This window comes from Gluconobacter sp. P1D12_c, from assembly GCF_018812105.1.
Lineage (GTDB): Bacteria > Pseudomonadota > Alphaproteobacteria > Acetobacterales > Acetobacteraceae > Gluconobacter > Gluconobacter oxydans_A.
Genome location: NZ_JACSIQ010000007.1, coordinates 35,405 through 61,724, shown reverse-complemented (window position 1 = coordinate 61,724; position 26,320 = coordinate 35,405). Strand labels below are relative to the sequence as shown.

27 protein-coding genes are annotated in these 26,320 nt (G+C 57.6%); 12 read left to right on the top strand and 15 right to left on the bottom strand.

Translation table 11 applies throughout. The features are described 5' to 3' along the window. The first annotated feature begins 6 nt into the window (after window positions 1-6). From KP705_RS09570 to KP705_RS09550, 5 genes are all read left to right on the top strand, one after another. Window positions 7-747: a gamma-glutamyl-gamma-aminobutyrate hydrolase family protein gene (locus tag KP705_RS09570; protein ID WP_215764373.1), complete on the top strand. Its 741-nt coding sequence runs from the start codon at window positions 7-9 to the stop codon at window positions 745-747. Further along, window positions 744-1,529: a pseudouridine synthase gene (locus KP705_RS09565; protein WP_215764372.1), complete on the top strand. Its 786-nt coding sequence runs from the start codon at window positions 744-746 to the stop codon at window positions 1,527-1,529. Before KP705_RS09570 ends, KP705_RS09565 begins: the two co-directional genes overlap by 4 nt. Before the next feature lie 3 nt (window positions 1,530-1,532). Then, entirely contained in the window at window positions 1,533-2,132 is a 600-nt protein-coding gene (rsmD, locus tag KP705_RS09560) for a 16S rRNA (guanine(966)-N(2))-methyltransferase RsmD (protein WP_215764371.1), read from the top strand. A 117-nt stretch (window positions 2,133-2,249) separates the two neighbouring features. Continuing rightward, window positions 2,250-4,958, top strand: a complete 2,709-nt coding sequence (locus KP705_RS09555) for a DNA translocase FtsK (protein ID WP_080951440.1) — start codon at window positions 2,250-2,252, stop codon at window positions 4,956-4,958. Continuing rightward, complete coding sequence (locus KP705_RS09550) at window positions 4,948-5,670, top strand: RluA family pseudouridine synthase (RefSeq protein WP_046900640.1); 723 nt, start codon at window positions 4,948-4,950, stop codon at window positions 5,668-5,670. Before KP705_RS09555 ends, KP705_RS09550 begins: the two co-directional genes overlap by 11 nt. Here the strand turns inward: KP705_RS09550 and KP705_RS09545 are convergent. The 12 genes from KP705_RS09545 to KP705_RS20080 form a co-directional block, all read right to left on the bottom strand. Then, entirely contained in the window at window positions 5,661-6,398 is a 738-nt protein-coding gene (locus tag KP705_RS09545) for a DUF4097 family beta strand repeat-containing protein (protein WP_046900639.1), read from the bottom strand. The genes KP705_RS09550 and KP705_RS09545 overlap by 10 nt on opposite strands. 20 nt (window positions 6,399-6,418) lie before the next feature. After that, window positions 6,419-6,829, bottom strand: coding sequence for a hypothetical protein (locus KP705_RS09540; protein ID WP_046900638.1), 411 nt, complete (start codon window positions 6,827-6,829; stop codon window positions 6,419-6,421). Window positions 6,830-6,959: 130 nt separating this feature from the next. Further along, window positions 6,960-7,370 carry a hypothetical protein gene (locus tag KP705_RS09535; protein ID WP_064274596.1) on the bottom strand — a complete coding sequence of 137 codons (411 nt, stop codon included), beginning with the start codon at window positions 7,368-7,370 and terminating at the stop codon, window positions 6,960-6,962. A gap of 88 nt (window positions 7,371-7,458) precedes the next feature. Beyond that, entirely contained in the window at window positions 7,459-8,883 is a 1,425-nt protein-coding gene (locus tag KP705_RS09530; protein WP_252348321.1) for a sugar porter family MFS transporter, read from the bottom strand. 84 nt (window positions 8,884-8,967) lie between these two features. Then, window positions 8,968-9,993, bottom strand: coding sequence for an asparaginase (locus tag KP705_RS09525; protein ID WP_215764370.1), 1,026 nt, complete (start codon window positions 9,991-9,993; stop codon window positions 8,968-8,970). An 18-nt stretch (window positions 9,994-10,011) separates the two neighbouring features. Further along, entirely contained in the window at window positions 10,012-10,473 is a 462-nt protein-coding gene (locus KP705_RS09520; RefSeq protein WP_211508204.1) for a hypothetical protein, read from the bottom strand. A 6-nt stretch (window positions 10,474-10,479) separates the two neighbouring features. Next, on the bottom strand, window positions 10,480-11,019 hold the full coding sequence (locus tag KP705_RS09515) for a Fur family transcriptional regulator (protein ID WP_215764369.1): 540 nt from the start codon (window positions 11,017-11,019) through the stop codon (window positions 10,480-10,482). Window positions 11,020-11,082: 63 nt separating this feature from the next. Then, window positions 11,083-12,960 carry a phosphoenolpyruvate--protein phosphotransferase gene (gene ptsP, locus KP705_RS09510; protein ID WP_374195561.1) on the bottom strand — a complete coding sequence of 626 codons (1,878 nt, stop codon included), beginning with the start codon at window positions 12,958-12,960 and terminating at the stop codon, window positions 11,083-11,085. Further along, window positions 12,947-13,231: an HPr family phosphocarrier protein gene (locus tag KP705_RS09505; protein ID WP_046900632.1), complete on the bottom strand. Its 285-nt coding sequence runs from the start codon at window positions 13,229-13,231 to the stop codon at window positions 12,947-12,949. The genes ptsP and KP705_RS09505 overlap by 14 nt, the downstream gene beginning before the upstream one ends. 1 nt (window position 13,232) lies before the next feature. After that, on the bottom strand, window positions 13,233-13,673 hold the full coding sequence (locus tag KP705_RS09500; RefSeq protein ID WP_215764367.1) for a PTS sugar transporter subunit IIA: 441 nt from the start codon (window positions 13,671-13,673) through the stop codon (window positions 13,233-13,235). Then, window positions 13,670-14,638: an RNase adapter RapZ gene (gene rapZ, locus KP705_RS09495; RefSeq protein ID WP_046900630.1), complete on the bottom strand. Its 969-nt coding sequence runs from the start codon at window positions 14,636-14,638 to the stop codon at window positions 13,670-13,672. The genes KP705_RS09500 and rapZ overlap by 4 nt, the downstream gene beginning before the upstream one ends. A 49-nt stretch (window positions 14,639-14,687) precedes the next feature. Beyond that, window positions 14,688-15,152, bottom strand: a complete 465-nt coding sequence (locus tag KP705_RS20080) for an HPr kinase/phosphorylase (protein WP_046900629.1) — start codon at window positions 15,150-15,152, stop codon at window positions 14,688-14,690. Between the two features lie 126 nt (window positions 15,153-15,278). Between KP705_RS20080 and KP705_RS20075 the strand changes: the two genes are divergently transcribed. Continuing rightward, complete coding sequence (locus KP705_RS20075; protein WP_046900628.1) at window positions 15,279-15,629, top strand: endoribonuclease L-PSP; 351 nt, start codon at window positions 15,279-15,281, stop codon at window positions 15,627-15,629. A gap of 172 nt (window positions 15,630-15,801) precedes the next feature. Then, window positions 15,802-16,185: a UrcA family protein gene (locus tag KP705_RS09485; RefSeq protein ID WP_046900627.1), complete on the top strand. Its 384-nt coding sequence runs from the start codon at window positions 15,802-15,804 to the stop codon at window positions 16,183-16,185. Window positions 16,186-16,339: 154 nt separating this feature from the next. Here KP705_RS09485 and KP705_RS09480 read toward each other — a convergent pair whose 3' ends face one another. Together KP705_RS09480 and KP705_RS09475 are read right to left on the bottom strand one after the other, a co-directional pair. Continuing rightward, complete coding sequence (locus tag KP705_RS09480) at window positions 16,340-18,163, bottom strand: stimulus-sensing domain-containing protein (protein ID WP_046900626.1); 1,824 nt, start codon at window positions 18,161-18,163, stop codon at window positions 16,340-16,342. Between the two features lie 40 nt (window positions 18,164-18,203). Next, complete coding sequence (locus KP705_RS09475) at window positions 18,204-18,974, bottom strand: response regulator transcription factor (protein ID WP_046900625.1); 771 nt, start codon at window positions 18,972-18,974, stop codon at window positions 18,204-18,206. A gap of 184 nt (window positions 18,975-19,158) precedes the next feature. Between KP705_RS09475 and KP705_RS09470 the strand changes: the two genes are divergently transcribed. The 5 genes from KP705_RS09470 (at window position 19,159) to infC (ending at window position 24,593) form a co-directional block, all read left to right on the top strand. Next, entirely contained in the window at window positions 19,159-19,788 is a 630-nt protein-coding gene (locus KP705_RS09470) for a nucleotide exchange factor GrpE (RefSeq protein WP_046900624.1), read from the top strand. Window positions 19,789-19,870: 82 nt separating this feature from the next. After that, entirely contained in the window at window positions 19,871-20,779 is a 909-nt protein-coding gene (locus KP705_RS09465) for a glycosyltransferase family 9 protein (RefSeq protein ID WP_215764366.1), read from the top strand. Continuing rightward, window positions 20,776-21,861 carry a glycosyltransferase family 2 protein gene (locus KP705_RS09460; protein WP_215764365.1) on the top strand — a complete coding sequence of 362 codons (1,086 nt, stop codon included), beginning with the start codon at window positions 20,776-20,778 and terminating at the stop codon, window positions 21,859-21,861. Before KP705_RS09465 ends, KP705_RS09460 begins: the two co-directional genes overlap by 4 nt. A gap of 111 nt (window positions 21,862-21,972) precedes the next feature. Next, window positions 21,973-23,910 (top strand): threonine--tRNA ligase, encoded by a 1,938-nt coding sequence (gene thrS / locus KP705_RS09455; RefSeq protein WP_046900621.1) that lies wholly within the window; start codon window positions 21,973-21,975, stop codon window positions 23,908-23,910. A 161-nt stretch (window positions 23,911-24,071) separates the two neighbouring features. Then, complete coding sequence (gene infC, locus KP705_RS09450) at window positions 24,072-24,593, top strand: translation initiation factor IF-3 (protein WP_046900620.1); 522 nt, start codon at window positions 24,072-24,074, stop codon at window positions 24,591-24,593. Window positions 24,594-24,676: 83 nt separating this feature from the next. On the opposite strand, the gene KP705_RS09445 is transcribed toward infC, so the two are convergent. Next, a complete protein-coding gene (locus KP705_RS09445; protein WP_046900619.1) occupies window positions 24,677-26,224 on the bottom strand; it encodes a tetratricopeptide repeat protein in 1,548 nt (515 codons plus the stop codon). Window positions 26,225-26,320: the final 96 nt, after the last annotated feature.

Below are 26,320 nucleotides of genomic sequence, written 5' to 3'. Positions count from 1 at the left end.
GATGCGATGATGGGGCGTATGACCACCGCCCGTCCATCCCCTTCCCGGAACACAGCTCCGCTCATTGGTCTTACGCTCGATCATGAACCTGGCGGTCCGGGGCAATTTTCTCGCTATCCTTATCATGCCTTGCGAGAAAATTATCTCACGGCCCTCAGTGACGCTGGCGGCTTACCAGTCTGCCTGGGGTATGTGGGGAATGCGGACGCGATGGTAGAGCGCCTGGACGCCCTCGTTATCACTGGCGGTGCGTTTGATGTTGATCCTGCGCTGTATGGGGAAGAGCCTCATGCGCTCACCAGCCCCCGCCCCGCGAGAACGTCCGCCGAGCTTGCCCTTCTGCGTGCTGCACTCAAACGGGACATTCCTGTTCTGGGAATCTGTGGCGGCATGCAACTTATGGCCGTGAATGCGGGCGGGACACTGATCCAGCATCTTCCACCCGAACTGGAACACGAGCAGCCTAACCCGCGCCATGAACCCGGACATACGGCTTCCGTTGTAGCTGGCACCCGCCTAGCCCGCATTGTTGACACCGAGATCATGCACGTCAATTCGTCTCACCATCAGGCTGTGCGAACGGCAGGAAGAGCAAAAATCTCGGCTGTTGCGGCGGACGGTGTGATCGAAGCAATCGAACTGGACGACGCAAAATTCGCCATTGGTGTACAGTGGCATCCTGAATTCACCCTCGACCCCGGCGACCGTCGCCTGTATGCGGCGCTGGTGGAGGCAGCAGCACGATGACCGAAGAACTTAACCTGACCCCTGAAACATCCGACGGCCCAAGAGGCGAACGCATCGCGAAGTTCCTTGCGCGCGCTGGCGTTGCCAGCCGTCGTGACGTGGAACGCATGATCGAAGACGGCCGGATCAAGATGGACGGCCAGCCCGTCACGCATCCCGCAACATTCGTTCAGCCGGGTGACATCGTGCTGGTTGACGGTAAGCCCGTGGATAATCCCGAGCGTACCCGTCTGTGGCGTTATCACAAGCCTGACGGCCTTCTGACCACGCATCGTGACCCGCAGGAACGCCGGACAGTTTTTGACTCCCTGCCCGAAGGAATGCCGCGGGTTATCAGCGTCGGTCGGCTGGATATCAATTCCGAAGGTCTGCTGCTGCTGACAAACGATGGCGAGCTGGCACGTCGCCTGGAACTGCCCGGCAATGCCTGGGTCCGCCGCTACCGTGTGCGTGTCTTTGGCATGGTGGACGAGAGACGTCTGGCTTCTCTGGTCGATGGTTTTGAATTTGAAGGCATCCGTTATGGCTCGATCGAAGCCGAACTGGATTCCGTCAAAGGTGACAACTCCTGGCTGACCGTCTCTTTGCGTGAAGGCAAAAACCGTGAAATCCGTCAGGTCATGCGCGGCCTGAACCTGCATGTGAGCCGACTGATCCGTCTGTCGTATGGTCCGTTTCAGCTCGGCTCTCTGAAAGCGCGTGAGCTTGAGGAAGTCAACGGTAAGACGCTGCGCGAGCAGATCCCCGATCTACCTGCTCCGACCCGCAAGCGGACCCGCTGATTCATGCGGATTGTTGGCGGAGAGAACAAGGGCCGTGCACTTATGGCCCCACGGGGAGAAGGAACGCGCCCGACATCTGATCGGACGCGGCAGGCCATCTTTGACATGCTGGCTCATGCCCCGTGGTACGGGCATGATGAGCTTGAAGAGGCCATTGTCCTGGACGGTTATGCCGGGACAGGGGCGATGGGCCTGGAAGCCCTGTCCCGCGGGGCTCTGCGCGCGTCTTTCATCGAGCGGGACCGCAATGCCCTGAACGCCCTGCGCGCCAATCTCGATATCTGCCGCGCTCGGGACATCTCCCGCGTGCTGAGTTGCAGCGTGACACATCCGCCCCGCGCGACAGAGCCGCATACGCTGATTTTCCTAGATCCACCTTACGGGAAAACACTGGTCGAATCGGGTCTGCGCGCTCTGGCACGAGGGGGCTGGATTGCTGACGGTGCACTGATCGTTGCAGAGACGGGAGCGACTGAAGATTTTGCCCCGTTTGTGCCACCTTCCGAACACTTTTCCCCCACACTTCCTGCCGAGCCACTCGTGATCCGGAAATTCGGCGCGGCAAAGGTGACCATCTGGCGACATTCATCCACTGTTCCTTAATTTTCCTACTGTATTCAGTGGCCTGTCAGGTATAATTCAGTCTTGATCTGAAAGCCGTAATCCAAAAAACCGACGGGGTGACGAGACTTGGCCGTGTTCAGCCGTTCGACCAGCACAGTGCGCAACATCGTTCGTGAAGCACACGACCGTCACATGACACCAAAGCTCCGGAGTGCGCTGAATGCCCGCCTCATGGAGCTTCTGGGACTGGGCTTCCTGATTGCGGCTGTTGCCATCGGCATCGCGCTGTGGAGCTTCAACCCGCACGATCCGTCGTTCAATACGTCCACGGGCACAGAGCCGACGAACCTTCTGGGCCGGACCGGCGCCACTATTTCGGACGGTCTGGTGCAGTGGCTGGGCCTAGGAAGCGGTCTGCCGATTGTCGTGCTGCTGGCCTGGGCCTGGCGTATGGTCCGCCATCACGGCATGAGTGCCCCCATCGTCCGGATTATTGCTGCACTCCTGCTTCTTCCGGCTGGCGCCACGTTCATTGGCACTCTCCAGCTGCTTATTCCGGGGCTTGAAGTAGCCTGGCCGACAGCGGCCGGTCTGGGCGGCGAAATGGGCGTGTCCTGTGCTCATCGTCTGCTTGATGCCGCACATGCTGAAGCGGGTTCAGCAGGCAGCGCACTAGCAGTGTTTCTTGTTCTGCTCCTGATGGGCATTCTGATGCCACTTGCCATGGGGCTTCAGTGGCGCGAATGGCGCGCCATGGGACAGGGCGCCGCATTGCTGGCCCGCCAGCCCGTGGCCCTCGCCCGACGAATGAACGGCCCGCAGACGTCCGATCGTCCTGCTCCGGACCCCCGTCAGTACGAATTCCAGCGTGGCAATATGGGAAGCAGCCCTGCACCAAATGCAGCGCCCCTGTCTTTTCTGCGTCGCAACTTCGGCAAGAGCGACCCAAGCACGCGCCCGTCTCCCTTCGTGCCGCAGAATACGGGCTGGATGCAGCCTCCCATGGAAACGGCGGAGGATCCTTACGAGCATCCGGCAGTCATGCGGAAAGAAGCTGCCAACGCCGCGGTCCCAGATCCGCAGGTGCCGGAAGAGGAAGAAGCGCCGTCCAACCCTTATGCGGAACGACTGGCGCAAATTGCCCGCCAGAGGAATGTTCAAACGATCCAGCGTTCGCATGTTGAAGACGATGCGGATGAAGATGGACCGCAGAGCAGCATCGAGCCGCCTGCACCAGAGCCGGAACAGCGCCGCAGCCTCTTCGGAATGCGTCGTCCTGAGCGGCCGGCTCAGCCACAACCTGCCGCCCGCCCGATGCCACCGCGCACCCCCGCAGCAACAGGCTGGGAACTTCCCCCGCTGTCTCTGCTGAACCCACCGCCAGCACACGCCTCCACAGGTCCCTCGCAGGAAACGCTTCAGTCCAATGCCCGACTGCTGGAAAGCGTTCTGGCGGATTACGGCGTGCAGGGCACGATTGGCGACATTCACGCAGGCCCGGTTGTCACGCTTTATGAGCTTGAACCTGCTCCGGGTATCCGATCGTCACGTGTGATCGGTCTGGCAGATGACGTGGCACGGTCCCTCTCCGTTCTCAGTGTGCGTATCGCGACGGTGCCGGGCCGGAATGTCATTGGTATCGAGGTTCCGAATGCCAAGCGCGAGATGGTGTTCTTCTCAGAACTGCTTATGACGCCGGAATGGACCAATGGCGTGGGCCGCCTCCAGATTGCGCTGGGCAAGGATATTGCTGGCGTTCCGGTCTATACGGATCTGGCAAAAATGCCGCACCTTCTGGTCGCTGGTACGACTGGATCGGGTAAGTCTGTCGGTATCAACTCCATGATCCTGTCACTGCTCTATCGGCTTAGCCCGGAAGAGTGCCGTTTGATCATGATTGATCCAAAGATCTTGGAACTGTCGATTTACGACGGAATCCCGCATCTTCTGACCCCCGTGGTGACGGAACCGGCAAAGGCTGTCAGTGCTCTCAAGTGGACCGTGCAGGAGATGGACCGTCGCTATCGTCTGATGGCGCAGCTTCAGGTCCGTAATATCAACGGCTATAACGAACGCGTCAGCCAGCTTCGGGCATCCGGGGAGATGGTCACCCGCCGCGTTCAGACCGGCTTTGACCCTGAAACAGGCAAGCCCGTCTTTGACGAACAGCAGGTTCCGCTGGAAAACCTGCCGTATATCGTGGTGGTGATTGACGAAATGGCTGACCTAATGATGGTCGCTGGCAAGGAAATCGAGACGGCGGTGCAACGTCTTGCGCAGAAGGCACGTGCGGCTGGTATTCACGTCATCATGGCAACGCAGCGCCCGTCCGTTGACGTGATTACCGGCACCATCAAGGCCAACTTCCCAACCCGTATTTCCTTCCAGGTCATCAGCAAGTTCGACAGTCGTACCATTCTGCAGGAACAGGGTGCCGAGCAGCTTCTTGGTCAGGGTGACATGCTGTTCATGCAAGGCGGTGGCCGCATTACACGTGTCCATGGCCCGTTTGTGGCGGATGATGAAGTTGAAGAAGTCGTGGCAGATCTGCGCTCCAAGGGCGATCCGATCTACAACGATGACGTTGTCTCCGGGGAAGATGAAGAAGGTGGCTCCTCCGGTGGCGGCATGAGCAGCGGCGGAAGCGGTGGAGATGGTGAAGGCAGCCTGTTCGAACAGGCCGTTGACATTGTGATGACGGAAGGTCGCGCCTCGACCAGCTTTATCCAGCGCCATCTCTCGATCGGGTATAACCGCGCAGCGAAGCTGATTGACCAGATGGAAAAGGAAGGCATCATCGGGCCAGCCAACCATGTGGGCAAACGTGAAATTCTAGCCCGTCGTCCGGCATCCCATGAGGACTGACAGACGCAGAGGCCGCGGCGAAGCTCCCCCCTCCCCTGCCCCGCGTGGTCTTTTCTATCTGGGGCAGGATCTTCCTGTTCTGCTGGAAACCTCGCGCTTCCTGATCCTGAACAAACCCACTGGGCTGGCTGTTCACCCCGGTCCATCCACTCAGGATTCCGTAGAGACGCGCCTTGTGACCCATCCACGCGGAGGGCCTTGGCTGGCTCACCGCCTTGATGCGGATACATCTGGCTGCCTGCTGATTGCACGCCGCAAGACGGCTCTGATCGAAGCCCAGAATGCTTTTCAGGCGCGCCAGGTCCGCAAACTATACTGGACCGTCGTTGAAGGCGTCCCAGCTCAGCAGGAAGGCGAAATTTCCGCCCCCCTACTCAGACATTCAATGCCCTCAGGCTGGCGTATGATTGTAGACCCGAAAGGCGATGCTGCCATCACACGGTGGCGCGTTTTGGGCCAGGCAGGCAGCAGGAGCTGGCTGGAACTGGAACTTCTGACAGGACGCACCCATCAGGCCCGCATCCATTGTGCGCATCTCGGGACGCCGATTGTGGGTGACCGGGTTTACGGCTCAGAGAATGCAGGGGGCCTGCATCTTCTGGCTCGCAGTCTTCACGTACTGCTGGCTGAAGAAACCCTCGACGCTGTTGCGCCGCCCGCCCCAGCTATGGCCGAGGCACTACGCCATTTAGGATGGGACGGTCAGTCCTGAACGATACGGATGGTTCCGGAGACATCCCGGAGCGTCACATGGTCTTTGCCGTCACCGACCTTTCCACTTGCTGTAATCTTCCGGGATTCACTTGAGACAAGGCTCGGTTTCTCCCACGGACCAACATTCACAGCCAGACCCAGTGACTGCTCAAGGGGAAGGTCTTTCTGCGAACGTCCCTGACGGAGCTGGATGTCGAAGGTGCCACCAAAACCCTTCGGCAAGTGAAGCGTGATATCGCCGGACGCAGATTCCAAAAGCACAGTGCGTGCATTGGGTGCTGAAATCAGGGTGATGTCCTGATCGCCGCTGGAGCTTTTGGCCGTGACGTCCCCGGCTGCTTTCTCAAGATGTGCGTCACCGCTCACGGTCATCAGCATCGCAGCCCCAGCTGCCCCGGCAACAGTGATATCGCCGCTAACGGACTTGATCTGAAGTGCACTCTGGATCTGACCAATCTGCGTATCGCCACTAACCGTTGTGACGGAGACAGGGCCATTGGATGATGAAACGTCCGTATCACCACTGACACTCCGGATGGACAGCGGCCCGGAAGAGGTTTTGACTTCTACATCCCCACTAATGGTGGAAATGATCCCCCCTTCCGGCAGGGTTGCGTAGGATAGATCTTCGCTGGATGTGCTCTGACTGAGCGGAGCAGCGAGCGCGCTGGAAGTCAGGCAGGTTGCGGCAAGCAACACAGGGAAAACGGCACGGAAAACAGGCATTGTATTCGCTTTCTTTGGCATCAGAAGGAGTTGGATGATGCAACCGGGCGGTTCATCAATGCTGCATACATTCCACGCACGACGGCCCAGGCGGTGAGAATACCCCATGTCAGGGTGAGCCCCCACGGCACGACCATGAAGACCAGACCAAGGCCACCCGTGATGGCGCCAAGCCCTGCGACCATCAGGTGAATCAGGCCAATCACTGTCAGCGCAAATGCACCGTACCAGAACAGTCTGATCTGCCAGTCCAGCTGGGTACGTTTCAGGCCAGTTGCGGAGCGGCGCGCTACATGGGCGAGTGTTACGCCTACGAATGCCGTAATTCCTGTAAAGAAACCGGCGAGATACAGCGCATAAATCAGCAGGACGTAGTCACGGCCCGTATCCTGTCGGGCGGCTCCATAACCGGACATCGTCGTGGTGTACATGAATGAACTCCTCTGGGGGATGATCCTCAACAGAAGAGCTCATGCAGAAACCGTGCCAGTTCCTGATTTTCCTATCAGCCTGCCTTGCCACTCAATGCAAGACAGACTGAGAATGGCGTAATTCGCCAGTTTATTCGCCAAGCGCCCGGAAGCGATCAGGCAGTGGCCCCTGGTTCTGCGTCAGGGACCGCACGCCATAAAACAGCGACACGAGCAGAGCGATGTTCCACAGAGCAAAAATACCAATCGGAATCAGGAAGAGGAGCTGTCCTGGCCCGGAACTTCCAGGAGGTTCGGTAATGAAACAGGCACCGAAAAGAGCAGCACACCCGATAATGAAGGCAACGTCATACCAGAACAGGCGAATGAGCCAGCTCAGATGCGTTCGGACCACACCGTGGCTGGAACCCTTCAGGACGTAAGCAAGAATTACTCCCGCCAGAAGGGAAATGCCTGTGAAAAACCGGGCGATATACAGCCCATAAACAAGGAGAACGCCTCCACGACCCGGACCTTCGGACGAGAGAGAGAAATTGGTCATGACAGCCTCCTTCAGCTGGCCCCCTTTATAGCAGAAACGTCCGACCAAAGGCCGAACGTTTCTATCGGGCAGAATATGTTTTGGGAGATTAGCGGCCGAGCTTGCGCAGCTTTGTGCCCTGCATCAGTCGCTTCTCGATAACGGCCAGAGACATGCCCTTTGTTTCTGGCACGAACAGGATTGTCAGCAGCAAAAACAGCGCATTCAGGCCTGCGAAGAGCCAGAATGTTCCGCCTGTTCCAATGGCTTTCATAAGCGACAGGAAGCTCACACCGACCAGAAGATTGGTCATCCAGTTTGTGAATGTTGACATCGCAATACCGAAATCGCGACCGCCAAGGGGCTGAATTTCCGCACAGAGAACCCACATCAGCGGGCCAGCAGACATCGCAAATCCGGCACAGAAGATCATCAGCAGGAACACAGCTGCAATCTGGGAAGACTGCGTTGTCATGCCGCCCTGAAGCAGCATGGCAAGCACGCCCATTCCAATCGCCATGACCGTGAAGCCAGCATACAGGATTGGCTTACGGCCCCAGCGATCCACAAGACCAACCGCCACAAACGTTGCTAGCATGTTGACCAGCCCGATAATGGCCGTGCACCACATCTGGGAATGCGCATCGAAATGAGCCGCCGCCAGGATATTCGGGGCGTAATACATCACGATATTGATGCCCGCGAGCTGCTGCATCGCCTGCAACATGATGCCAAGAGCGACAGAACGACGGAAATTGCTATTCGTGCGGAAAAGCTTGAAGCCTTCCTGCTTGGTTTCAAGCTGTTCACGAATGGCGCGAATTTCCTTGGCAGCCTCCAGCGGGTCATTCCGCAGGTCCACGAGGATCTCACGGGCTTCCTTGTGACGTCCCTGCATAATCAGCCAGCGCGGGCTGTATGGTAGAAACAGAACGCCAATCAGAAACAGGACCGCAGGAATACCTGCGACACCAAACATCCAGCGCCAGTTTTCACTGTAGGAAAAATAGGTGTCTGACAGGAACGCGACGAAAATACCGACCGTCACCATCAGCTGGTAGGTCGAGACCATGGCGCCACGAGACTCTTCGCTGGCGATTTCCGACAGGTATAACGGCGCCGTAAAGGCTGAAATACCCACCGCAATCCCCATGATGACGCGGAAGACAATGATGGATGGAAGGGACCATCCCATCGCACAGCCCAGCGTTCCAACCACGAACACTGCTGCGCCAAGAATAAGGGATCGCTTGCGGCCCAGATGATGGGAGAGCCAGCCCGCACCCAGAGCACCGGCGGCAGCACCTGCCATCATGGAACTGACGACCCATTCCAGCGCCAGCGTAGACGCATGGAATTCCTGACCGATAAGATCCAGAGCACCCGCAACAACCCCGATATCCAGACCGGACATTAGCCCCGCGAGGGCAGCAATCACTCCAATGGCAATGATTTTGAACCGCGTTGGATCAAAAACAGATGTTTCATTGTTATCTGGCTGGATGGTCTCTTGGGTCCTGACCTGATCCGTCATGCTTGGCGGGTATCCTTCGCAAAAAAATGACACCCACCAGTTCTGATGGATGCCTGAATTGTCATCTTTATAGCACGATCTCGCTTAGATCGTGAGGGCGGCCCTGATTTCACCGACCGTAACGCCCTGCCAGTTACGCAGTGTCTGCGTCTTGGTGTCAGCGAAAATCGCATGATCTTTTGCCGTCCGGCACAGCGATTCACCACCGAAATGATGCAGCAGGGCCGACATGGCTACTTCTGCAGCCCTATTGGCACCGTCATCCGTCTTGATGGCGAAACCCAGTCCCTGTTCCGGCAATGCTGCGATCATGACACCTTCAGCGCCCATTTTGATGAACGCACGAGTTTCGAAATTGTTCATGACCGTTGTGTCGTATCGTCCGGTTCCGGCCACCATGAACGGATGAGCTGCCACAGCCTCCCGAAGCCGCTGTGTCGCTTTGGCCCTTTCAGAAGAAAGGCCAACACCACTCCCGAACCGGGCAAAACCATGGGCAAGAGCCTTCAGAGGCACCGCATATGTTGGCATCGAGCAGCCATCCGTTCCGCGGTTGGCGTCCGTATGAGGCGTCTGGGTCATGGAGGCCAGAACATCTGTCACACGGCGCTGGATCTCATGCGCGGGATCAATGTAGCCCACAGGATCCACCCCTTGGTCACAAGCCAGACAGATGAGACCGGAGTGCTTGCCGGAACAGTTGTTGTGAAGCGGGCATGCGGACTGATGAGCGGCGGCCAGGGCACGGGCCGCAGGCTCATACGTTGGCCAATGAGTTCCACACTCCAGGGCAGCGACATCCCGCCCCACAGCGGCGAGCATGGAAGCAGCAACCTTGGCGTGTGCCTCTTCGCCATTATGAGAGGCACAGGCGAGCGCAAGAGCTTCGTCGGAAAGGCCCAGCCGATCAGCCGCTCCACTTTCGACGAGTTCAATTGCCAGCAGGGACTTGACGGTCGAGCGCGGAAAAACTGCTGCCTCCACATCCCCACAGGACCAGACAACAGAGCCATCGGCATCCACAACCACAGCCCGGCCCAGATGCCGTGACTCAACCTGTTTTCCGCGCGTGACTTCCGCGAGCAATCCGGAGCCCGTGTGTGCTGTCATGTCTTTTAACCCCTGTTGTCAGCGACCTGATGGATCTTTTGCGACCAGCACATAGCACGGCCCGTGACCCTCGTGAGCCACCTCCAGCCAGGACTGGATCAACCGGCGTCGCACACGCAGAATTCCGATGTCCTGCTCGGGCGGGATATCGGCTAGAGCCAGTGCGGCCAGAGATCCTTCAAGAAAAATCAACCGGTCTGCGAGGGGTAATCCGCCTTCGATAACAGCTTGTCCCTCTGCGCGGCCCATCAGGGCGTACAGAAAGGTCTCACCAGCCGGGGGACGGAACGCCTCAGCATCAAGCATGATGGCACCCACCTCTTCAGCAGTCAGGTGTGTCACTGGAGGCTGCCAGTCCAAAAGATCCGGCTGAGAGACAGCCTGCGTCTTTCTTGCCGGGCGAACTTGGGGCGAAGGTGATGAGCACTCTGGAAGAGTGTCAAACGGCAGGGCGGGCGGTGGAGAACGTCTCACGCCCATGATGGGTCAGTTCCCGCTTCGAGCGCCGGTTTTCTGGCAGGCTGCGCAAACACCCTCAATTTCTACAGTCGCGGCCTCAGCCCGAAATCCAACATCCTTGGCCGCCAGCATAAGGGCCGGCACAATCGTTTCCTGTTCAAGCTCCCACGCCCGCCCACAGGATTTGCAGATCAGAAACTGAGCACGATGAACGCCCCATTCTCCATGATCGCACCCATGGTGGCAGTCTGTCGCATGGGTGCAGGCAACGAAAGCACTCAGTCTTTCAAGCCGATGGATCAGCCCCTGTTCCAGAAGGAAATCCAGTGCACGATAGACCGTCGGAGGAGCAGCATTGGGGTGCGCTGGCCGCAAACGCGCCAGCAAATCATAAGCACCGGACGGCTTATCGGAAGACAGGATCAGCCCCAGAACCTGACGTCGCGTCTCTGTCAGGCGTTGCCCACGGTGACGACACCAGTCCCCAGCCCGCTCAAGACGGGAGGTGATGGATGGGGCAAAGGACAGGTCCTCCGCAGAGGAGGTCTCAAAAGACGAATCCGGCATGGTCTCTCCTATATGGCATCATGCCGACTGTTTTTCGATAGAGAGCCTTTAAGCGGACCAGAATCAGAGTGCGAAATCACGGATCAGCGACTGAATGGAAGCCGGATCTGTCTCCATCATCACATGGCGTCTGAGGTGATCACAGTCCTCCATCTTCAACGTTCTGATCAGGCGTTTCACGCGTGGAAGAGAGGCAGAATTCATCGAAAATGACCGCAGGCCAAGCCCAATCAGCAACGCGACTACCCGCGGGTCTGATGCCATTTCTCCACATACCGAGATAGGACGATGAGCCCGCAAAGCAGACTCTGCTGTCAGGGCAATCAGCTGAAGTACGGCAGGGTGCAGTGGGCTGTAGCGGTCTGCCACCATGGAATCGGCCCGATCCACAGCCAGCGTGTACATCGTCAGGTCGTTGGTCCCGAGGGCCATAAAGTCCGCATGCTGAGCCATGGTATTGGCCGTCAGAGCTGCCGCAGGCGTTTCAACCATAATACCCAAAGGCGGCAATGGGTCCGGCAGAACGATCTGACGGCGCTTGAGGCGGCGAGTGACCTTGTCATAAATTTCCCGCGCCTCAATCACCTCATCCGCCGATGTTACCATCGGCAGCAGAATGCGGACCGGGCCAATGGCCGTATTGCCGTCTGCAGGCGAGGCTGCCCGCAGAATGGCGGCAAACTGCGTCTCCAGCACATCCGGAACGCGCAGAAGAAGGCGGATACCCCGCAAACCGAGCGCGGGGTTGTCTCCATCCGCCACCTGTTCCGCGAGACCCAGGCGACGCATGCAGGCCCGCCCTTTTTCACCGCCCCAGTCCAGAACGCGGATTGTGACCGGTCGGCCGTCCATGCCTTCGATAATGGAGCGATACGTTGCTGTCTGCCCGTCTTCATCAGGCAGATCGTCCCGCTCGCCGAACAGAAATTCACTACGCAGAAGGCCAATTCCCTTGGCGCCATTGCGCAACAGCATGGGCAATTCGGCCGGGAGTTCCAGATTGGCCAGAAGCTCGATGGGTTCGCCACCCTGAAGCTGGGCAGGAAGCTTTTTCAGGCGACCGAAAGTCCGCTTTTCCTTGGCCTCTTTCTGGGCAGCTTCCCGTGCCAGACGCAGCTCTGTTTCATTGGGGGACAAAGTGATGGTGCCAAGATGCCCATCCACGACAAGCATATCGCCTTCCGTGACCTGCGCCATAAGGTTTGGCACGGCCAGAATGGCTGGAATATCGAGCGCACGCAGCAAGATGGCCGTATGGTCAGCGCCACCACCACCTTCTGTTACGACAGCAGCAATCCGGGCGGGATCAATCATCGCGACATCCGCCGGACGAAGCTGCTCTGCCACCAGCACTGAGCCCGGAGGGAGGCTGGAGAACGCACGGTAAGAGACGCCCGTCAGATTGCGGATCAACCTGCGGCCAATTTCCTCAAATTCGCCTGCCAACCTCAGATTGGCATCCTGTTCCTGGCCGCCATTCTCTCCAGCCATGGCTTCGGCAGTTCTCAGAACCTGAAGTGCCAACGCTTCACTAACATCCGCGACCGCAGCCTCAGCACAAAGCCCCTCTTCCTCGATCCGCATCGTGACTTGCCGCGTCAGGCGGGAGGGGCCAAGCATGCGCTCATAAACCGTCAGAAGGGTCGCGATCTCTTCGCGTCCTTCTTCAGGGAGCCCGACAAGCCTGTCGCGCATTTTCTCGATCTGGCGCAGGGCGCGAGTGATGGCGCCCTGAAGCCTTGTCAGTTCTGCCTCAGAACCAATCTGGCTGTATCGCTCGACGATTTCCGGAAGGGGCAGTTCTTCCACACGCCCTGCCGGGCCAAGACCAATCGCCTGGGTAATGGCTTTGCCCTGAAGGGTCAGGGATGTGTTGGACGCCTTGCGGGAACGGCTTCCTCTTGGACGTGACGCCCGAAGTGGCGTTTCAGTCACGCTCACCAAATCCGTCAGAAATCAGCACTTCAACAGCATCCAGTGCTTCAGCAGCCTGTCGGCCGTGTGACCTGAGAGTAACAGTCTCGCCTTCTCCGGCCCCCAGCATCATGAGCCCCATGATGGACAGAGCCGAGACGACGTTGCCGCCGCGCTCCACTGTGGTTTCCGCATCAAATCGCTCGGCCGTGGTTACGAGCTTGGCGGCAGCACGGGCATGAAGCCCCAGCCGATTGACGATGGTCAGAGTGCGGGGCGAGAGAGTTGTTTCGCTCATTTTACGGGACCGGCATGACACAGGGGCGCGGCCCCCCGTGCAGACAGGGGTCAGGGAGCTGGGAAGCCACCGCGATATACTTACGCCCAGCCATGGTTGCTTTTTCGATACAGCCTTCAAGATCCAGACCAACACGGGTCTTGGCCAGCTTGACCAGCATGGGAATATTCACACCAGACACAACTTCAACATGCCCCGGTTCCCGAAGTGACAGGGCCAGATTCGACGGCGAACTGCCAAAAATATCCGTCAGGACAAGAACACCCTCGCCTGTATTAAGCTGATGCAGGAGCTTGTCCGCCTCCGGCCTCAGAAGTGCCGGATCATCGTCATCGCCGACACCGACAATGCCAATCTGAGCCTGAGGCCCGACCACGTGCACCATCGTTTCAAGCAGAACTTCGCCCAGCCTGCCGTGCGTCACCAGCATCAGACCAATCATACAGACTTGTCCTGGATCGACGCATCATGGGGGGGAACAGCCCATCGCCATGAGGACAGTCCTTTCCGGGCGAGTTCCCTGTGCAGAACCATCATCGGGCCCACAGGGGCGGTTCTGGGCAAAAGCCGAGCCAGCTCTTCAACGATGGTTACTGAACGATGGCGACCACCGCTGCATCCGACAGCGATAGTGGCATATTTCTTGCCCTCCTCAACAAAGCGCGGGAGCACCAGATCGAGCAGGCCGTGCACGTGGCTAAAGAAGGCAGCGTAGGCGGGATCGGCCTTCACGTGCTGCACAACAGCCTGATCCAGCCCCGTCATGGGCTGAAGCGTGGCATCATAGTGAGGGTTTCGAAGAAAGCGGGCGTCGAACACCATATCGGCTTCGCGCGGCAAACCAGATGGATATGCAAAAGACATGAGAGCCACGGTCAGGCCATCTTTTGCGTCGCTTCCAAAGCGTGTTTCGATGAGCTGACGCAATTCCGGAGCGGGCAGATCAGAGGTATCGATCACGAAATCCGCATGCGCACGCAGAGGTGCCAGCAAACGCGTTTCCTGTTCAATACCGGGAAGAACAGTTCCGCTACTGACCAGCGGATGACGACGACGGGTGGCTGTAAAACGCCGCAGCAGGATTTCGGGCTCTGCTGTTGCGTAAAGGAGCTGGACCTGACTTCCCGGCAACGCTTTCAGCTTGTCGATTTCATCGAGAACACCAGCGGCTTCAAAACCGCGGCTTCGAACGTCAATGCCAATGGCCAGACGTTCGCCACTTCGCGAAGCCAAAGCCTCGAGCAGATGCAATGGCGGATTGTCCACAACTTCGTGGCCCAGATCTTCAAGCACACGTAAAATGGATGATTTTCCGGCACCGGAAAGCCCTGTGACAATCAGGATCTGTCTGGAACCAGGACCATATCCTGCCGAAGGTTCGGACTCGGGAATATTCGCCGGTGTCATGTGCCCTACTCTAGCCCTTTTTCAAAAGAGAAGGAACTATTTCGCAGCTTCAGATTCCCGCACTATCACCCCCTGCCCCCGTCACCCAGTCATACGTTCCCCGACAGGCCTGAAACGCGGCCACCACACGGGATGAATCTCCCGGCAAACAGCCGTTTATGTGCAGAACAACAGCTCCGGTTTGTGGGTCTTTTTCCGGGGTCGGCAGACGGTCCCCCTGCATCCCGAGCAGCACTTTGAGAATCACTCTCGCATTTGTGACAAAAGGTGTCCTAAGAATCCCCACTCCGCGCACCTCAAGTAGTCCCTCCAGCGCAGATGGGGGACTAACCAGCGGTCCATCCAACAGAACACGATCATCAGACACAAGCGAGAAACCGCGTTCCATCAGTTGCAGGGCGAGCATCGATTTCCCGGAGCCCGACGGGCCGCACAGAAGAATCGCATCTCCGTCGTGTGCCACGCAGGACGCATAAAATGTTTCGCTTTCAGGAAACCGTTTCTGAGATGACACTGATTGCGGCCTTTTCAAGACGGAGCTAGAAGCGTTTGCGATAGATTGAGCTGTATCGCCATCAGCTCATCAAGAGTCTGGGGAGGCAACCGCAGCCTCCGATGATGAATCGGAAATACGGATCTTATGGGCGATTTTTCCAGGAATGATATTGTTACCGTTCACGGTGACGAAGTGACCTGCACCGACTTTGACGGCCTTGGACCACAGGGAGAACGCCCTCAGCGCCTTGCCGAAGAATGCCAGGCCGCACTCAATGCGATCTCCGGCGCCCTGGCAGAACATGGACTGACCCTTGACCAGACGCGCCACGTTGCCGCGATGCTGCGTGAAGGAGATGGCTTCAGTCAGTGTCAAAGCGCACTTGGAGAAGCCCTCGCCTCAGCCAGACCGGCCCTGACGCTACGAATTGTTCAGGGCTTTCCCGATACCAATCAGCGGATCGCTCTCAGCCTGATTGCCAGCCCTTCTCCATAATATGGTGAATTGCGCCACAAAATGTCTTTTCGAGCCAATTATCTGAGTTTGATCTCTAATTTTTCAGATTCTGAGTAATTTTTATCGCTGAAAATCGAGTTTGGCACGCCTTCTGCATAGTGAAAATCAGGCGACATGATCGCCTCATTTTTTAGGCAGAAAGGCCCTCGTCATGTCTCGTATTTCCATCTCCGTCTGCACCGCTCTTGTCGCTGCACTCTCCCTCGCTCCTGTGTCACACAGCAGAGCCGCCCCCCTCCTCCCAGCTGTCGTGCCTACGACGTCCAGCCAGACAATCAGCGTTTCCGGATTGGACCTGACGTCTAAACAGGGCTGGCAAACCGCTGAAAATCGAATCGATGATGCATCGCGGGCGGTATGCAGCATCTCGAATCCGATGGATATGGCGACGCCGGACGATGTGTCTTCCTGCGCCGAAAGAGCCCGTGAAGGCGCTTTACAGACCCTACGGGACATCCGGTCAGAACAGAAAGACAGCCATCGGGTTGGGCACGTTCTGTTTGCTGCCAAGCCTGACGCATATCCTCATGGCTAAGGATATTATTTCGCCCCTGTGCATCCTCACACTAGCAATTCCGTTCGCCGCGACACTCCTGTTGCAGGAAGGCGGCACGGAACAACAGAAGAGTATTATCGTCACCGGAAATCAGTTTGGGCTTGCAGCATATCAGCATGCCTCACTGCTCAGATCAGGGAGCCCGAGGCAATCTAACCACGAAACATGCACCGGAGATTGCGCCAGAAGCATCCACGATGTTTTCGGCAAACAGGCTTCCCCGCAGAGCGTGGATAATCTGACGGCTGATCGCCAGGCCAAGGCCGGAATGCTGCCCGAAATTCTCAGTCTGCGGCCGCTCTGAATAAAAGCGGTCAAAGACACTTTCGAGCTTTCCTGGTGGAATTCCGGGCCCTTGATCGCTGATGGTAATTTCTACCACGCTACCAGTCCCAGGTCCGTTGCCAGCGACTTCCCGCGCACTGGCATGAAGCGCGATGATCCCATTGGGAGGGGAAAACGAGACTGCATTGCCAATCAGGTTCCGCAACACCTGAACAAGACGATCTTCGACAGCAAACGCCCGCAGCGGTGGCTCCTGATCCCGCACATCCAGACGCAGAATGGGAGCATCTTCGTTACGCGTGGTCTGGTGCATTTCGGCCAGAATGGCGAGGAGCGCCACGACCGTTACGGGTTCAGGCCGCACGCGCGAAAGCTCGGCGTCGATCCGGCTTGCATCCGAAATATCCGTAATCAAACGATCCAGCCGTTTGACGTCACTATTGATGATCCCCAGCAGACGATCCCGCCGTTCTGGAATCGCAATTCTGGGAAGTGTTTCAATGGCTGACCGGATAGACGAGAGCGGATTCTTGATTTCATGACTGACGTCCGCAGCAAAGCGTTCGATGTCATCCATACGCGCCCACAGAGCCAAAGCACTTCCACGCAGGGACCGCGCCAGAACACCGATTTCGTCACGTCTGGCCAAGAGGCGCTCCGGGACGAGGTCCTTGCGCCCGTCAGATTCCCTCATTTCATGTGAGGCACGCGCCAGTGTCAGCAGCGGGCGAGCAATTGTCAGGGACAGATACCAGGACAGCAGGACCGTTACGATCAGCGCCGCCAGCACAAGCGACAGGATGGAAGAGCGAACCGCAAACAAGGATCGATCTACTTCCGGGGCATGCCGCGTCAGCTGGATTTCCCCAACTGTCAGCCCATCATGCACCACAGGCTCCACAACCGTCACGACCAACTGATGATCCTTGGTCCGACGGATGAAGGGCGGCAGTTCGGACTGCGCTCTGAGCGGCTGTGCATCATGGGGACCGTCAGTTGCGGCATCTGGCGTGTCGAGTGTGACAATGCCTTCACTGGATGTGAGCGGCAGCAGCGACAGGAGCCAGTCATAAAAGGTTTCCAGCGCGTTGTTTCGCGGCGGATGCCATGTTTCCCCCTCGGGAACTGCATCGGGCGCTACGGCTTTAGGCGGCAGTTTGGGCTCCGTCCGGCTATCCGCAACCAGCTTGCCATCCGGATCAAATAACAGGGCATGAGCATTAGGGCTTGGCTCTGTCAGGCGCGCAAGGAGCGGCCTTGCACGGGAATCCAGAACATAATCACCGCCTGGCGCAGGCTTCCCGCCTGTTTTGGGCGCAGCGCTGACGGCTGACTGCCCGATAGCCGCGGCATAAATGTGAGCCTGCTCGCGCAGAGCATTGACGTCTGTTTCGAGCAAGCCGTTCTGAAACTGGTCCAGAAACAGCAATGTTACAGCCAAAAGAGCCAAGGGCAGTATGTTCAGAAGAAGGATACGCCCCAGTAGAGGTGAGGCGAGCCTGCGCCGTTGACTGCGATCGCCGTCTCCCCCTGTGCCCGCATTGAGCACACGACGGATGGACTGCCAGACACCAGCCCTGACGGCCGCCGCGCGACGGCGGTCACGCCCCTGTTCGAGCCGATCCGAATCCAGATCGTAGGGGAGTGCATGGGCCGCTTCTCTACGACCCATGACGTACCTTCTGCCTGACACGCAAACCCGTCACAGCGCCTCACTCATCCTTGTAACGGTATCCAATGCCGTAGAGCGTTTCGATCTGATTGAAGCTGTCATCCACCTGCCGGAATTTCTTGCGAACGCGCTTGATGTGACTGTCGATCGTCCGGTCATCAACGTAAATGTTGTCACCGTATGCCGCATCAATCAGTTGATCGCGGGACTTCACCATTCCCGGTCGCATGGCCAACGCCTTCACCAGCAGAAACTCAGTGACCGTCAGGGCGATATCCTGGCCACCCCACAGGCACTGATGTCGTGTTTCATCCAGAGAAAGCTGGCCACGGACGATGGCTGAGCCCACGGTTGTGACACCTGCCGCTTCGGCGCGGCTGGCATCCTGACGGCGCAGCAGTGCACGAATGCGTTCAATCAGCAGACGCTGGGAAAACGGCTTGGTGATGTAATCATCAGCTCCGAGGCGTAACCCCATGAGCTGATCAAGCTCCTCGTCTTTCGACGTCAGGAAAATGACAGGAAGGTTGGATCGGGCACGAAGGCGCTGAAGCAGCTCCATGCCATCCATGCGTGGCATCTTGACGTCGAGCACCGCCAGACTGACCGGGCGGCTGGTGATCCCCTGAAGTGCACTTTCACCATCCGTATAGGTGTGAACGGTGAACCCTTCGGATTCGAGGGTCATCTGGACGGAAGCAAGAATGTTCCGGTCGTCATCCACAAGCGCAATAATCGGTGCTGCAGCGATGCCAGAAGGCGTCTGACTGTTGGCCGATTGAGGCGGAAAGGAAGTGTGTGGCGTCTCCATATGGGGTCCGTCTGCTAAAATCTGATGCGTAGATTATCTATAACGCATGGCGCACTGTGGCGGGAAATAGGCATTTCAATGACATCCTACCACGTTGCAACCCTTGTCTTTGAGACAATCCGCGTTATCTCCTGAAGAAGAACGGGGCCATGAGTTGGCCCGTCCCACAAGATAAGGTCGTGACATGACAGACCAGAAGACTACGCCGGAAACTGTAAACGACGTGCCTGAGCAGGGCGTCGAAACTCCCGGTATGAACGAAACCAGCGGCGAAACGCTGGAAGAAACCACGCCGGAAGCGCGCATTGAGGCCCTCGAAGCCGAAGTTGCCGAACTCAAGGATCGCTGGGTCCGTTCTGAAGCAGAGAACCAGAACATCCGCGCCCGCGCGAAGCGGGATGTGGAAGACGCTCGTCAGTACGCCATCCAGAAATTTGCGCGTGACGTTGTTGAGGCAGCTGAAAATCTCCAGCGCGGCCTTGCCTCCCTTCCGACGAAGACCGAGGGCGAAGACAGCCTCATCACAAAGCTGCGTGAAGGAATTGAAGGCACGGAACGATCCTTCATCAACATTCTGGAACGTCACGGCATCACCTGTGAAGACCCGACCGGCAAGCCGTTTGATGCCAACCTGCATCAGGCCATGGCGGAACAGCCCTCTGATCAGCATACGCCTGGCCACGTCATGCAGTCCTGGACGCCAGCATGGCTTCTGAAGGGCCGTTTGCTGAAGCCGGCCATGGTTGTTGTCGCCAAGGGAACGCCAGAAGCTGACGCAGCAAAGGCGTCTCCAGGTCTCGACACGACCGCCTGATCCCGCACACGCAGGATTTCTTTTTGCGGAACGTCAGCTCTAATGGTTGGCGTTCCGTCAGACCCTGTTAGAAAATAGGGTCATGAGTCGCATTCTTGTCATCAAGCTCGGTGCTCTGGGCGATTTCGTTCAGGCGTTTGGGGCTTTCGCTTCAATTCGAGCCGCGTTCCCACACGACAGCATCACCCTGCTGACGACCCCTCCCTTCGTGGAGCTGGCAAAAGCTGCCCCCTGGTTCGATGACGTCACGACGGATCGTCGCCCGTCTCTGGCCCATCCAGTCGCTTTGCTTCGCCTGTCGCGTGCTCTGCGCGGATTTGATCGTATTTTTGATCTGCAGACCTCCGGGCGGTCTCGCACCTATTTCCGGCTTGCAGGCAGACCACGCAACTGGTCCGGCATCTCTGATGGCTGCTGCCATCCGCATGTCAATCCTTCCCGCAATGAAATGCACACCCTAACCCGCCTTGAAGACCAGCTCCGTGCTGCGGGTCTTCAGCCCGTTCCGAGAAAGGTTCCGGAATGGCTGAAAGGACATGGGCCAAAGATTTCCGGTCGATCCGTCGTGCTTATTCCCGGAGCAGCCCCGCACCGGCCTCAGAAACGCTGGCCCGTCACGCGGTTTTCAGAGGTTGCTCAAGCTGTCACTGCCCGCGGACTGGTTCCGGTCATTGTAGGCTGTGCGGCCGAAAAGCCTCTTGCTGAACAGATTTTGCAGGACTGCCCGAGCGCCCTGGACCTCACAGGACAGACCAGTCTGGTTGAGCTGGCGGGTGTTCTCCACAGAGCTGACCTTGTCATTGGCAACGATACCGGTCCGATCCATCTCGCCGCAGCTATGGATCGTCCTATCATCGCCCTGTTTTCCCAAGACAGTGATCCGCGCCTGACCGCTCCACTTTCACTCACACCGGGACGCACAACCATTCTGGATGTTCCAGATCTGGCTCTGTTACCTGCATCGCGCATAGAGGCTCTACTCCCCGCATGACAGTTATCCGTTGCGTCACGATGCAGAAGAACGAGGCCACGCTTCTTGAGCCGTGGATCCTCTGGCACGGGGCCATTTTCGGTCTCTCCAATCTGACCGTTGTCGACAACGGCTCTACAGACCCACACGTCAAGGACGTGCAGAAGCGTTATGAAGCGCAGGGTGTGCAGATCATTCGCAAATATCGGTCCCAAAAGGACTTTTTGCGGAAAGGTGAAATCTTCACGGACATTATCCGAGGCTGGGATGCGGAAAATGCCTGTGATTTCGCACTTCCCATGGATTGCGATGAATTTCTTGCGTTCTTCCTCGACCGCCTGTCGGTGGACCCGGCGGAAATCCGCGCGCAGTTCGAGCTTCTGAAAGACGAACAGGCGACCCTGATTACCGATCGCCTTCTCTTGAACGTGCCGAATGCTCCCAATTACTATCGACCCCAGTCGGTTCCGAGGGCGCTGTTCAAGGCTCATACGATTGTGGGACTGGATCGGGGCCTGCATGCCCCACAGACCATCTACCCAGAGCGCTGCGTGCGGACGCCTTTTGTGCATCTTCATCTGCACAATCGACCTGACTACGAAGACATACGCCGATTTGCCCGTCAGAAGCTCTCTCATATCGCCGGCGCAATTCCAGGGGAAAAACCCAGAGCGGGACAGATCACACCCGAGAACCCCAAAGAGGGATATCATCTTCGGTACTATTTTCAGGCCAGTCAGGAAGATTTCCTCCGCAGCTACCTGCACACGCCCGATATTTATGCGCCCGTCATCGCAGACCATTTCCGGGCGTTAGGCATAGATCCTGCGCCAATCCTCGGAGATATGGCCGCGCCGCAGTTCCCGGTGCATGTTCCACAGAATTTTCTGGCTCATCGTCGCCTGGAAGATGGATCACAGCACGAATACGGCCTGTTTGATCCCCTCGCCTACGCCTACGAGAATGAAGATGTGGTGAAAGACGCCTTTTATGGCATCTGGCCGCTGATCCATTACATGGACGCCGGATGGCGCGAAGGACGGCGCCCGAATGCCAACGGAATGGCGCCATTTCTGCTTCAGGCGGCAGTTCCTACCGTATAAATCCGCTTTCAGGCCGGTGCAGGGCTTGCGGCCAATCCCCGATTGAGGCCATTTACGCGTGTCTTTTTCCCGGCAGAGGGCTGCCGGGAGCAATCGCAGAGGAGCGATCCCATGCCCGCCATCACACTCCCCGACGGAAGCGTCCGCACGTTCGACGGGACCGTGACGGGCACGACTATCGCGGCCTCCATCGGCCCGGGGCTGGCAAAAGCCGCCCTGGCCATGGAGGTGAACGGCAAGCTCGTCGATCTTTCAACCGAGATTGCGAACGATGCGGCCGTCAAGTTCGTCACCAAGAAAGACGATGCCTCACTTGAGATGATCCGCCATGATGCGGCGCATGTTCTGGCAGAAGCCGTGCAATCGCTCTGGCCGGAAACGCAGGTTACGATCGGTCCAAGCATCAAAGACGGCTTCTATTACGACTTCTCCCGTGAGAAGCCGTTCACGCCGGATGACTTCGAAGCCATCGAAGCCAAGATGCGCGAAATCGTCGCTGCCAACGCCCCTTTCACCCGTGAAGTGTGGGACCGTGACGAAGCCATCCGCTTCTTTGAAGAGAAGGGTGAGGACTTCAAGGCCGAACTGATCCGCGATCTGCCAGAAAGCGAGCAGATTTCGATCTACCGTCAGGGCGAATGGCTCGATCTCTGCCGTGGACCGCATCTGCGTGGCACGGCGGACGTTGGCACGGCCTTCAAGCTCATGCGCGTGGCCGGTGCTTACTGGCGTGGTGACCATCGCAACCCCATGCTGACCCGCATTTACGGCACGGCCTGGCGCGACAAGAAGGAGCTGGACGCTCATCTGATGCGCCTGGAAGAAGCCGAAAAACGCGATCATCGCCGCATTGGCCGCGAGATGGACCTCTTCCATATTCAGGAAGAAGCCGTTGGGCAGATCTTCTGGCACCACAAGGGCTGGCGTCTGTACACGGTCCTTCAGGACTACATGCGCCGCGCTCAGTCCCGGAATGGTTACGAAGAAGTTCGCACGCCACAGCTCGTGGACCGTGCCCTCTGGGAAGCCTCCGGTCACTGGGACAAGTACCGTGAGAACATGTTCATCGCGCAGGTTGAGGATGAGGACAAAACCCTCGCCCTGAAGCCGATGAACTGCCCGTGCCATGTGCAGATCTTCCGCCATGGCCTGCGGTCTTACCGCGAACTGCCGTTGCGTATGGCAGAATTCGGTGCGTGCCATCGTTATGAGCCGTCCGGCTCGCTGCATGGCATTATGCGCGTTCGTGGTTTCACGCAGGATGATGCTCATATCTTCTGCACGGACGATCAGATTGCGGATGAAACCGCAAAGTTCGTGAAGATGCTGGCTGAGGTTTACACGGATCTGGGCTTCGAGAGCTTCCGCGTGAAGTTCTCGGACCGTCCGGAGACGCGTGCCGGCTCTGACGAAGTCTGGGACCGGGCCGAAGGCTCGCTCAAGACGGCCTGTAAAATCGCTGGCGTCGAATATGAATATAATCCCGGCGAAGGCGCCTTCTATGGCCCGAAGCTGGAGTTCGTTCTGACGGACGCCATCGGTCGTGACTGGCAGTGCGGTACGCTTCAGGTGGACTACGTTCTGCCAGAGCGTCTGGATGCGTCCTATATTGGTGAAGATAGCCAGCGTCATCGCCCCGTCATGCTGCACCGTGCCATCCTTGGCAGCTTCGAGCGCTTTATCGGCATCCTGATCGAGCAGTATGCTGGCAAGTTCCCGCTCTGGCTGGCGCCGACGCAGGTTGTAGTGGCGTCCATCGTTTCCGATGCTGCTGATTACGCCAATGAGGTTGCTGCCGAACTGAAGGCAGCCGGGCTTCAGGTTGTAACCGACGTTCGCAACGACAAGATTAACGCCAAGATCCGCGAACACAGCCTTGCGCGCGTTCCGGTTATTCTGGTGGTTGGACGCCGTGAAGCAGAAGAGCGCAAAGTGGCGATGCGTCGCCTTGGGGGCGCCAATCAGGAAATTCTGGGACTCGAAGAGGCTGTAAAAACTCTCACAGCCGAGGCCACCCCACCTGATATTGCCCGGTTTTCGAAGGATTGAGCGTAATACCCTTGCGCCCGGAAGGGCGCAGGACTATGTGCAAAAGGAATGGGATCGGCAAAGATCGAAACCCGCCCCTCTTTGACGAGGCGCGGGCGTTCGGGTCAGTGCTGGTCCTTGTATGAAAATTACGACAGGAGCTGACCATAGCTAGACCGCCGATGCAGGCCGCGCCCACACGTGAGGGGCCGCGCGTCAATGAGGAAATCCGTGTTCCGCAAGTTCGTCTGATTGACGAAGAAGGCGAAATGCAAGGCGTCATGACGACCCGGGATGCTCTGATGCGTGCTTTCTCGGTTGGCCTTGACCTCCTGGAAATCAGCCCGACCGCTGTTCCCCCTGTTGTGAAGATCTTGGACTACGGCAAGTTCAAGTACGAGCAGCAAAAGAAGAAGAACGAAGCCCGCAAGAAGCAGAAGGTCGTTGAGATCAAGGAAGTGAAGGTTCGTCCCGGCACGGGCGAGCATGACTTCCAGACGAAGCTCAAGGCCATCAACTCGTTCCTGGATGACGGCGACAAGGTAAAGGTATCCCTTCGCTTCAAGGGCCGTGAAATGGCTCACCAGGAGCTGGGTGCAAAGATGATGGAGCGCATCCGCATCGAGGTCGAAGAGAAGGCCAAGGTTGAGCAGATGCCCCGTATGGAAAACCGTCAGATGCTCATGGTTATAGCTCCGCGCTAAAACCTAGGTTCTTACGAGATCCACAGGAAAAGCAGCTTTCTTCGGAAGGCTGCTTTTTTTATGCCTTTAGTCTTGGAGCTCGCCTATTCGCCGGACTCATGCTGATAGCTGCGATACAAATCCATGAGTCGGACAAGAGTGAGCCGGACATCGTCAACCACACTTCCCCAATCTCCTGCCACAGGCTGACGGAAAATTCGCATATCCGGATACCAGGTGGTCTGAGTTCCTGCATCTCCCCAACGCCAACAAGCGTCAGAGCGTGACAGCATCCAGACGGGTTTACACAGCCCACCCGCCAGATGAGCCATGGACGTATCCACCGTAATCAGAAGATCCACGCCTGAGAGTCTGGCAGCGGTATCAGCAAAATCGAGAATATTCTCCGTCCCATCAACCAGTGGTAGTCCGGTTTCAGCAACTTGATGGCGGGCCGCCCCCATTTGGAAACTTACGAAGCGCACGCCTTTTACTGAAAACAAAGGCCTCAATGTCTCCAGCGACATGCTGCGGCGGCGATCCGTCTGCGTCGCACGCAAATCATGAGGTCTGGGATCTCCGCTCCAGACAAGCCCGACGATGAAATCCGGAGGCTGGCAGGAACCTTGAACCTGAGCGCTGAGCTTGCCTCCCTGAGTTGTCATGTCTTCTTCTGACACAGACAGATAGGGAAACTGTCCAACAAACTCTGCCGTCAATCCGAGCCTCACGGGAAGGCTCATCATCGGGCAATGATAGTCGAAGCAGTCGGCAGGATCGAGAACTGAGACTACCCGGGATACGCCCGCTACACGCTGCATCAGTCGTACCAATGGAACTGGAACCTGCACTACAACTTCGGCACCCCGCTGGGCCAGTATCGGCATCAGGCGGATGAAATGCAGAGTGTCTCCATATCCCTGTTCGTGATGAACAAGAATGGTGCATCCCTTCAGGGATTCCCCTTCCCAGACTGGCGCGTCGATATCGGCCCTGACTGTTCTCGAAGAGAGCCAACGGCTTTCGTATTCCTGCCATCCTAGAAGAAAATCACCCGATTTCAGCAAAGCCGTCGCACGTCCAAAACGGATAACGGGATGATCAGGAGACCGTTGAAGCGCAGCATCGTAGAACTGCAAGGCTTCTGCAGAGCGGTTCAAACATTGGAGAATGTGACCGGCGTTATTGAGAGCATTTGCATCATCGGGCTGCATTTTCAAAGCAGACTGCGCGAAACCCAGGGCCGCTTCAAACTGTCCGTCACGTGACAGAACCATACTCAGATCGGTAGCGTACTCAGGAATAGCCGGGTCCTGCTGCACGGCAGTTTCCAGAGCTTTGATAGACCCTGTCAGATCATCCTGATGCAACAGGGCAATGCCCAGTCGATGCCAGACCCTTGCCGCATGAGGCCTCGCTTCGAGGGCCTTGCCATAGAACAGGGATGCCCTTTCCCAGCACTGAAGACGCTCATAAACGCCTCCAAGAAGAAAGAGACTTTCAGGCCTTTCTGGCAAAAGCGTTTCTGCCTCTCGCAGAACGTCGATAGCACTCTCACGCTGCCCCACTTCTTCCAGGCCGACTGCTACTCGCAAATATTCTGTGAAGGTACGACGTGTAAGCAGACAGGGGCTGGGGGAAAGTGTGGTCATTCCGACTCCTCGTCCTGTGTCTGTAAGAGGAAATTCTTAATAATTCCTCAAATTCCATTCGTTCATCACATCGTTTCTGAGACCAGATCTTTGATA

What these genes read in the sequence shown, in the direction of transcription:
- KP705_RS09570 (WP_215764373.1), top strand. Translation starts at nt 7, where the DNA reads ATGATGGGGCGTATGACCACCGCCCGTCCATCCCCTTCCCGGAACACA.
- KP705_RS09565 (WP_215764372.1), top strand. Translation starts at nt 744, where the DNA reads ATGACCGAAGAACTTAACCTGACCCCTGAAACATCCGACGGCCCAAGA.
- rsmD (WP_215764371.1), top strand. Translation starts at nt 1,533, where the DNA reads ATGCGGATTGTTGGCGGAGAGAACAAGGGCCGTGCACTTATGGCCCCA.
- KP705_RS09550 (WP_046900640.1), top strand. Translation starts at nt 4,948, where the DNA reads ATGAGGACTGACAGACGCAGAGGCCGCGGCGAAGCTCCCCCCTCCCCT.
- KP705_RS09545 (WP_046900639.1), bottom strand. Translation starts at nt 6,398, where the DNA reads ATGCCTGTTTTCCGTGCCGTTTTCCCTGTGTTGCTTGCCGCAACCTGC.
- KP705_RS09540 (WP_046900638.1), bottom strand. Translation starts at nt 6,829, where the DNA reads ATGTACACCACGACGATGTCCGGTTATGGAGCCGCCCGACAGGATACG.
- KP705_RS09535 (WP_064274596.1), bottom strand. Translation starts at nt 7,370, where the DNA reads ATGACCAATTTCTCTCTCTCGTCCGAAGGTCCGGGTCGTGGAGGCGTT.
- KP705_RS09530 (WP_252348321.1), bottom strand. Translation starts at nt 8,883, where the DNA reads ATGACGGATCAGGTCAGGACCCAAGAGACCATCCAGCCAGATAACAAT.
- KP705_RS09525 (WP_215764370.1), bottom strand. Translation starts at nt 9,993, where the DNA reads ATGACAGCACACACGGGCTCCGGATTGCTCGCGGAAGTCACGCGCGGA.
- KP705_RS09520 (WP_211508204.1), bottom strand. Translation starts at nt 10,473, where the DNA reads ATGGGCGTGAGACGTTCTCCACCGCCCGCCCTGCCGTTTGACACTCTT.
- KP705_RS09515 (WP_215764369.1), bottom strand. Translation starts at nt 11,019, where the DNA reads ATGCCGGATTCGTCTTTTGAGACCTCCTCTGCGGAGGACCTGTCCTTT.
- KP705_RS09505 (WP_046900632.1), bottom strand. Translation starts at nt 13,231, where the DNA reads ATGAGCGAAACAACTCTCTCGCCCCGCACTCTGACCATCGTCAATCGG.
- KP705_RS09500 (WP_215764367.1), bottom strand. Translation starts at nt 13,673, where the DNA reads ATGATTGGTCTGATGCTGGTGACGCACGGCAGGCTGGGCGAAGTTCTG.
- rapZ (WP_046900630.1), bottom strand. Translation starts at nt 14,638, where the DNA reads ATGACACCGGCGAATATTCCCGAGTCCGAACCTTCGGCAGGATATGGT.
- KP705_RS20075 (WP_046900628.1), top strand. Translation starts at nt 15,279, where the DNA reads ATGGGCGATTTTTCCAGGAATGATATTGTTACCGTTCACGGTGACGAA.
- KP705_RS09485 (WP_046900627.1), top strand. Translation starts at nt 15,802, where the DNA reads ATGTCTCGTATTTCCATCTCCGTCTGCACCGCTCTTGTCGCTGCACTC.
- KP705_RS09480 (WP_046900626.1), bottom strand. Translation starts at nt 18,163, where the DNA reads ATGGGTCGTAGAGAAGCGGCCCATGCACTCCCCTACGATCTGGATTCG.
- KP705_RS09475 (WP_046900625.1), bottom strand. Translation starts at nt 18,974, where the DNA reads ATGGAGACGCCACACACTTCCTTTCCGCCTCAATCGGCCAACAGTCAG.
- KP705_RS09470 (WP_046900624.1), top strand. Translation starts at nt 19,159, where the DNA reads ATGACAGACCAGAAGACTACGCCGGAAACTGTAAACGACGTGCCTGAG.
- KP705_RS09465 (WP_215764366.1), top strand. Translation starts at nt 19,871, where the DNA reads ATGAGTCGCATTCTTGTCATCAAGCTCGGTGCTCTGGGCGATTTCGTT.
- KP705_RS09460 (WP_215764365.1), top strand. Translation starts at nt 20,776, where the DNA reads ATGACAGTTATCCGTTGCGTCACGATGCAGAAGAACGAGGCCACGCTT.
- thrS (WP_046900621.1), top strand. Translation starts at nt 21,973, where the DNA reads ATGCCCGCCATCACACTCCCCGACGGAAGCGTCCGCACGTTCGACGGG.
- infC (WP_046900620.1), top strand. Translation starts at nt 24,072, where the DNA reads ATGCAGGCCGCGCCCACACGTGAGGGGCCGCGCGTCAATGAGGAAATC.
- KP705_RS09445 (WP_046900619.1), bottom strand. Translation starts at nt 26,224, where the DNA reads ATGACCACACTTTCCCCCAGCCCCTGTCTGCTTACACGTCGTACCTTC.